At 42.9% G+C, this 7,286-nt stretch carries 5 protein-coding genes; 3 read left to right on the forward strand and 2 right to left on the reverse strand.

Annotation, left to right across the window (positions count from 1 at the left end; all coding sequences use genetic code 11):
- Positions 1-95 precede the first annotated feature (95 nt).
- Positions 96-2,105: a ferrous iron transporter B gene (locus tag A3775_RS18070; RefSeq protein ID WP_066426120.1), complete on the reverse strand. Its 2,010-nt coding sequence runs from the start codon at positions 2,103-2,105 to the stop codon at positions 96-98.
- A 44-nt stretch (positions 2,106-2,149) separates the two neighbouring features.
- Positions 2,150-2,398, reverse strand: a complete 249-nt coding sequence (locus A3775_RS18075) for a FeoA family protein (protein ID WP_066380474.1) — start codon at positions 2,396-2,398, stop codon at positions 2,150-2,152.
- A 487-nt stretch (positions 2,399-2,885) separates the two neighbouring features.
- On the opposite strand from A3775_RS18075, the gene A3775_RS18080 reads away from it, so the two are divergent.
- The 3 genes from A3775_RS18080 to moeB all read left to right on the forward strand — a co-directional run bounded on the left by A3775_RS18080 (position 2,886) and on the right by moeB (position 6,999).
- On the forward strand, positions 2,886-5,093 hold the full coding sequence (locus tag A3775_RS18080) for a heavy metal translocating P-type ATPase (protein ID WP_066426122.1): 2,208 nt from the start codon (positions 2,886-2,888) through the stop codon (positions 5,091-5,093).
- Positions 5,094-5,200: 107 nt separating this feature from the next.
- Complete coding sequence (locus A3775_RS18085; RefSeq protein ID WP_066426162.1) at positions 5,201-5,653, forward strand: Mov34/MPN/PAD-1 family protein; 453 nt, start codon at positions 5,201-5,203, stop codon at positions 5,651-5,653.
- Positions 5,654-5,826: 173 nt separating this feature from the next.
- Positions 5,827-6,999, forward strand: coding sequence for a molybdopterin-synthase adenylyltransferase MoeB (gene moeB / locus A3775_RS18090; RefSeq protein WP_066426123.1), 1,173 nt, complete (start codon positions 5,827-5,829; stop codon positions 6,997-6,999).
- Positions 7,000-7,286 lie beyond the last annotated feature (287 nt).

A 7,286-nucleotide genomic window follows, 5' to 3' on the forward strand; every position in this document is an offset into this window, starting at 1 on the left:
CGCATACCGCAATACATCAGGGCAGGCTGTCCGGCCCACCCCACAAGAATGTATACTTCATCCGCGTTTATCTGCGTTTATCTGCGTTCCATTTCCTAACTCAACCCGAATAACCTCGCACCCTGATAAAACAACGTACTCACAACCCAAGCCAGAGTTAAACTATAAACCAGAGACAGCACAGTAAACCGGATGCTTTTAGACTCACTCTTAATAGTAGCCACCGTTGCTAAACAGGGAGTATAGAGTAAACAAAAAAGCATGAAACTATAGGCTTGAATTGGTGATATAGTCTGAGAGATAACTGTCTGAACAGCATTAGGATCAGCCAGATGGTAAATACTGGCTAGAGAACCTACTAAAATTTCTTTGGCAATGAATCCAAATATCAAAGCAATAGTTAACTCTTGCGGAATACCAGCAGCATCGAGAACAGGGGCGAAAAACTCACCAATGCGAGTAGCGTAACTGGTATCTTGATTTCCTGGTAAGTTGCTTAACAACCAGATGGCTAAGACACCTAGCCCAACAAATACGCCTCCACGCTTAAGAAATGCTTTCAACGCATCCCAACCAGTCACCATTCCAACTACAATGGGGATGGTGATTAGCATCTCTCCTGCATTACCGATAGAGTTGGCTGTACCTTGGGGTAAATTGTTCAACAACCAGACACCAGCTACACCAGCCGTAATAAATCCGGTAGCGCGTTGTAGAAATTGCTGTAACTCACCCCAACCCCGGAGAAAGATTTGCTTGAGGGTGGGGAAGCGATAAGGGGGTAGTTCAATAACGAAGGGTTCTTGGTTTTGAAATTGTCCTTTGAGTAAGAATCCTGTTAACAGGGCTACACCAAAGCTGAATAGGTACAGTGAAAATAATACTAATGGCCCCCAGGTACGGTTAAATAAGGCATCAATGATGAATATAAATACTGTTAACCGTGCGGAACATAGGGCAAAGGGAATGATGAAAATGGAAAGCAAACGTAAAGCCCGCGATCGCATGACTCTTGTTCCCATGATAGCAGGTATATTACACCCAAACCCCATAATTAGCAACACAAAGCTACGACCATCTAACCCAAAGCGATACATTAACGCATCCATCATGTAAGCTGCCCTGGAAAAATAGCCGCTATCTTCTACAATTGCCATCATAAAGAAAAACGTCATCACCAGGGGAATAAAAGATGCAACCGTCGCTAGTCCCCCATAAATCCCATCTACGAGAAAACCTCGCCAAAACTCCGGTAAATAAGCGGTGAGGGGAGTAACTACGACTTGTTGCAACCATCCCGTAATCCCATCCGCTACATCTTGTAATGGCAACCCCACCAACCAAACGAACTCAAACATTAAATAGATGGAGAGAAAAAACAGTGGTAGCCCTAGTAGGGGATGCAGCAACACCCCATCCAGCTTTTGAGTAAAAGTTTTGAACAAACGGGAGGGCATTTCTACTGTATCTTCTAGGGTGTCTTGAATTTGCGACTCTAGAATTTCTCTATGGGCTGCTATCTGCTGCTTGATTTCTCCAGGGGCGATAGGGTTGGTATTTGCTGCCAATTTTTCACAGATGTGATGGATGGCGATCGCATAACCACTACCATATTTAGCACTCACTAACACTACTGGCATCCCTAACTTTTCGGCTAAGTTTTCGGGATGAATTTTGATGCCAAAATGCTTGGCTTCATCTGCCATATTCAAAACTACGACAGCAGACATTCCCAAAGCTTTGACTTGTAAAGCTAGACGAATTTGGCGATCTATTTGCGCTGCATTCAGAATTACCAGCACCAAATCCACAGGATAGTTAGTCAAGAAAGTTTGCACCACCTGTTCATCTTCCGAGTAACCCTCTAAGTCATAAATCCCCGGTAAATCAACAAACTCTACCCTGTAGCCATGCAAATTTACTTGTGCTTGCAAAAGATCGACTGTCACCCCCGGCCAATTCCCGACAAATGCCCCCGCTTTAGTAATACGATTAAACAAAGTAGATTTACCCACATTCGGCATCCCCAAAACCGCCACCCTTTTTACTCCGGGTTGATTTTTGAGTGTAGCCATACCTGAACCAGAATTATGGCAATGTGACATTTTGCACCTCTTTTAGTCATTAGTCATCAGTCATTAGTCATCAGTCAACCGTCAACATTCCCCAAATTCACCAAAATTCCCTCTGCTTCATGTCGGCGCATGGCTACCTCTGTAGTTAAGCCCACGCGCAGATGTAAAGGGCCTTTTAACCACGCTTTACGGAGTACCTTTACCTGTTGCCCTACTTTGAAGCCCATCGCTTCTAACCTTCTTTGCAAACCTGATTCTTGAGTATTAATTGCAGTGATGGTAGCAATTTGACCTGGTTTGAGTATTGATAGTTTTACACTCATAGCAGTCCTTGATAGGCGATAATTGACGGTAACAATGTCCTCACATCATCTATTCAAATCGAATACTGCTTTCCTATTTGTCTCATTTGCAGCTATTCACACTGAATTAGGTAATTGCAGTTAGTTTTATTTTATTTGTTGAGAATTATTTTTAATATAATTGAGACGAATTTTGAACAAACTAAATTTTTGTTTAAGAATTGGTTAATACATTCCAAAAACCGTAAAAATGTTGAAAGTATAGGATGTAGATTAACGGCGAAACTATTGTTATGTGTTGAAACTTTAAAATTAGTTGCGTTATCTTACAAAATAATCACATTGGTCAAAAATTAACTAGCAAAATTATTGAATAGACTAAGATTCACAGTTCGCTGTTATCCTAACCCTACCGTGAATAACTAACAGGTTCGTGGGATTTTGCAATCTCTTGAAGGATGAATTCCCACCCATCACATCGCTACACCACCATGAGGGGGAAATCATGATGACAATAGCCACTCACTTAGAAGTCAGCCAAGGGGAAGTTATCCCAGCCCAGAAAATTGATTGTTTTGTAGTGCATAAAATTCCGGGTAGGGTAAGATTTCGCATTCCCTTACTGGCTCATGACCCCCATTATGCCCAACATCTACAAGATTTACTAGCCTCTGATAGTCGAATAACTAAGGTGCGTATTAGTCGCGCTGCGGCTTCTATTGCGATTGAATATCAATTATCTCCTGGGAATGCTGACTTAATGCCAGGGTATTTAGTACATCTGCTAGAAACGGGGAAAACAAGGCAAAAAATAGCAGCTAAAAGGCAAAAAACAGAAGAAAAAGCAGACGGTGGCGTAAAATTGCCAGCTTTAGCTACGGTTTTAGCTTTATTGGGGTTAGGTTTCCCAATTCCTAGAGCTATAATTGGTTTAACTGTGGCAATAGCAGCTTTACCCATTGCTAAACGTGCATACACAAGTATAACCGAAGAACAGAAATTAAATATCGATTGTTTGGATTTCATGGCGATCGCACTCACATCCAGTCAAGGAAATCTTCTCACCCCCGCTTTAGTGATGACACTGCACGAAATAGGCGATATGATCCGCGATCGCACCGCTAGAGTTACAGAAAATCGCGCTACCGATTTACTCAATTCTCTCGGACATTTCGCCTGGGTACAACAACCAGATGGACAGAAAAAACGCATCTTAGCTACAGATGTACAAATAAAAGATACAGTAATTGTTTATCCAGGTGAGCAAATACCCGTAGATGGGGAAATCTTGCGGGGTCAAGCTTTAATCGACCAGCAAAAACTTACAGGCGAGTCCATGCCTGTGATGCGGGAAATAGGACAATCAGTTTATGCTTCTACCTTAGTGCGGGAAGGCGAGATTTATATTTTAGCCGAGCGTGTAGGAAATGCTACCCGTGCAGGTGCTAGTATAGAGTTAGTCAAGCAAGCCCCCGTACATGATACCCGCATGGGCAATTATGCGGCGATGGTTGCAGATAAAGCGATTACGCCAGCGTTAGTTTTTGCCGGGTTAGTCTTAGCAGCGACTCGCAACCCGGCTAGGGCTGCATCTATTCTCACCCTCGACTTTGTAACGGGTATTCGCGTTTCCTTACCCACAACATTCTTAGCCGCATTACATCATGCTTCTAGACATGGTGTGTTAATTCGTAGTGGTCACGCTTTAGAAAAATTAGCACAGATAGATACCTTAGTCTTTGATAAAACGGGAACGTTAACGAAAGGCGATATTGAAGTTGTGGAAGTAGAAACCGTAGCGGGGAGAATGTCTACACAGAGATTATTACAACTTGCCGCCGCAGCTGAACAACGTCTGACTCACCCCGTGGCGGAAGCAGTGGTAAATTATGCTGAAAAACTAGATTTAGAAATTTTACCCCGTGAAGAATTTGTCTATGAAATTGGTTTAGGTGTGAAAGCTAAAATTGATGGGGAACAGGTGCTAGTGGGAAGCGATCGCTTTTTACGGCAATGTGGTGTACCCTTAGATTGTCTCTATGAACCACATCAATGTCACCATGCAGAATGTCCCCATCACCTCAATTGTCGCATTTCCGCCCATGATTCCTTGCTGTATGTGGCAGTTAATCAGGAATTCCAAGGTGTAATTTATTATACTGACCCCCTGCGCCCAGAAAGTCCCAGCGTCATTGAGCAATTACAAACAGAATACGGCATGGAAATTCATCTGTTGACGGGGGATAATCAACAAAGGGCGGTAGCGGTAGCGGAACAATTGGCAATACCCTTAGCGCAAGTTCATGCGGAAGCATTCCCAGAACAAAAAGCCGAAATTATCCGCCAATTACATGAAGCAGGAAAGACAGTTGCATTTACAGGTGATGGTTTAAATGATTCTATCGCCTTAGCCTATGCAGATGTTTCCATTTCCTTTAGTGGCGGTTCGGAAGTTGCCAGAGAAACCGCAGATGTAGTCTTGATGGATGATAACCTGAGCAGCTTTGTAGAAGCAATAGCGATCGCCCGTGAAACCCAAGCCGTAATTCAGCAAAATATCGGTTTAGCAGTCGTTCCCAATTTAGCAGCATTAGGATTCGCCACCACCGTCGGACTACATCCCCTAGCGGCGACAGTAGTACATAATGGTTCAGCCATAGCCGCCGGGTTAAATGGTTTGCGTCCCCTGTTGATGCACCGAGATGCGCCGAAGTAGGCAGGGGGGCAGAGGAGATTTTTACCCAACGATGCTTTAATTTTGAATTTTGTAGGCTTGCCTTCCCGTAGGGTATTTTGAATCTTGAATTTAAATGCCCCATGCCCATGATTAAACTTCTACCAGAACATCAACAAACTATCTTTAACCATGCTGAAAGTACGTACCCTAACGAGTGCTGTGGGTTGATTTTGGGATATCTGGTGGATGGGGTGAACACTGTTGTTGAGGTGATACCAACTGCAAATGTTTGGGATAGGGAAGCTGATAATTTCACTGAGGATAAGACCACATATAGCACCGAACGACGATATGCGATCGCTCCCCAAATCATGTTACAAGTACAAAAGCAAGCACGGGAACGTTCACTAAACATCATTGGTATTTATCATTCCCATCCTGATTATCCAGCCAAGCCTTCAGAATGCGATCGCCTGTATGCTTGGCAAGGATACTCTTATATAATAGTATCCGTTCAACATGGTGTAGCTAGTAACATCAAAAGTTGGACACTTGACGAAAATCATCAATTTCAAGCCGAGATTTTGGCACAAAGCTAGAGACTAGGAAGAAGCAGGGATGTAGAGGATAAGAACTTTTACCCAATCCCCAATCCCCAATCCCCAATCCCCAGTCCCCACTTTCCTGATAACATAATTTAAACACTTACGTTTAAAAATAGATATCATTTTTCGATACAATCAATAATCCTTGCTTGCTCATTCAAACTGCTATGCTCAATCCCAATCTGGATGATATCCAGTTGACCAAAGATGATTATGAACGCTACTCTCGCCACCTAATTTTACCGGAGGTGGGACTAGAAGGACAGAAACGTCTAAAAGCTGCCAGTGTTTTATGTATCGGGACTGGTGGACTTGGTTCACCATTACTGTTATACTTAGCAGCAGCAGGTATCGGCCGCATCGGTATAGTTGATTTCGATGTAGTGGATACTTCCAACCTGCAACGCCAAGTAATTCACGGTACATCCTGGGTAGGTAAACCCAAGATTGAATCAGCGAAAAATCGCATTCACGAGATTAACCCCTATTGTCAGGTTGACCTGTACGAAACTCGTCTAAGTTCCGAGAATGCCCTAGATATCGTTAAAGATTACGATATCGTCGTGGATGGTACAGATAACTTCCCCACCAGATATCTAGTCAACGATGCTTGTGTATTGTTGAATAAACCTAACGTCTACGGTTCAATTTTCCGCTTTGAAGGACAAGCAACCGTATTTAACTACGAAGGCGGGCCGAACTATCGCGACTTATACCCAGAACCACCACCACCAGGAATGGTTCCCTCCTGTGCAGAAGGTGGAGTGTTAGGTATTCTGCCGGGAATTATTGGCGTAATTCAAGCCACAGAAACCGTCAAAATTATTTTAGGTAAAGGTACAACCTTGAATGGTAGACTTTTACTGTATAATGCCCTAGATATGAAATTCCGGGAGTTAAAGCTGCGTCCTAACCCGGTGCGCCCAGTGATTGAGAAGTTGATAGACTACGAACAATTCTGTGGTATCCCCCAAGCCAAAGCAGCCGAGGCGCAACAACAGCAAGACATTCAAGAAATGACTGTTACCCAGTTAAAAGAATTGCTGGATAGTGGTGCTAAGGATTTTGTACTCTTAGATGTGCGTAACCCTCATGAGTACGACATTGCCAAAATTCCTGGTTCGGTGTTAGTACCTTTACCAGACATTGAAAACGGTAATGGAGTAGCCAAAGTCAAAGAATTACTCAACGGTCATCGCTTAATAGCTCATTGTAAAATGGGCGGGCGGTCTGCAAAAGCTCTAGCTATCCTCAAGGAAGCCGGAATTGTAGGTACAAATGTCAAAGGTGGTATTACTGCTTGGAGTCGGGAAGTAGATCCTTCAGTTCCAGAGTATTAATGTAGACTTTGACTTGATTTGTCAATAAAGTTTCAGAATCCCAGCATCTTCAAGATACTGGGATTTTTGGTAAGACCAATTTTATATGAGGTTGCACATAATCTAAAATCCATTGATTTATCCGCGTTTATCTGCGTACATCTGCGTTCAATTATTCTCGACATATTATTCTATGCAGCTTCATATTAATTTGGTATAAGGCAAAATTATCAATATTAAGTTCGTAGTCAGGACTTTAGTCCGGTTTTGAGGACTGAAGTCCTCACTACAAACTCACCTACTCTATA

Origin of the sequence: Anabaena sp. 4-3, assembly GCF_001597745.1 — a bacterium.
Taxonomy (GTDB): domain Bacteria; phylum Cyanobacteriota; class Cyanobacteriia; order Cyanobacteriales; family Nostocaceae; genus Trichormus.

Bases quoted from the DNA above. Each gene is read 5' to 3' on its own strand.
- A3775_RS18075 (WP_066380474.1), bottom strand. From the start codon at position 2,398: ATGAGTGTAAAACTATCAATACTCAAACCAGGTCAAATTGCTACCATC.
- moeB (WP_066426123.1), top strand. From the start codon at position 5,827: ATGCTCAATCCCAATCTGGATGATATCCAGTTGACCAAAGATGATTAT.
- A3775_RS18085 (WP_066426162.1), top strand. From the start codon at position 5,201: ATGATTAAACTTCTACCAGAACATCAACAAACTATCTTTAACCATGCT.
- A3775_RS18080 (WP_066426122.1), top strand. From the start codon at position 2,886: ATGACAATAGCCACTCACTTAGAAGTCAGCCAAGGGGAAGTTATCCCA.
- A3775_RS18070 (WP_066426120.1), bottom strand. From the start codon at position 2,105: ATGTCACATTGCCATAATTCTGGTTCAGGTATGGCTACACTCAAAAAT.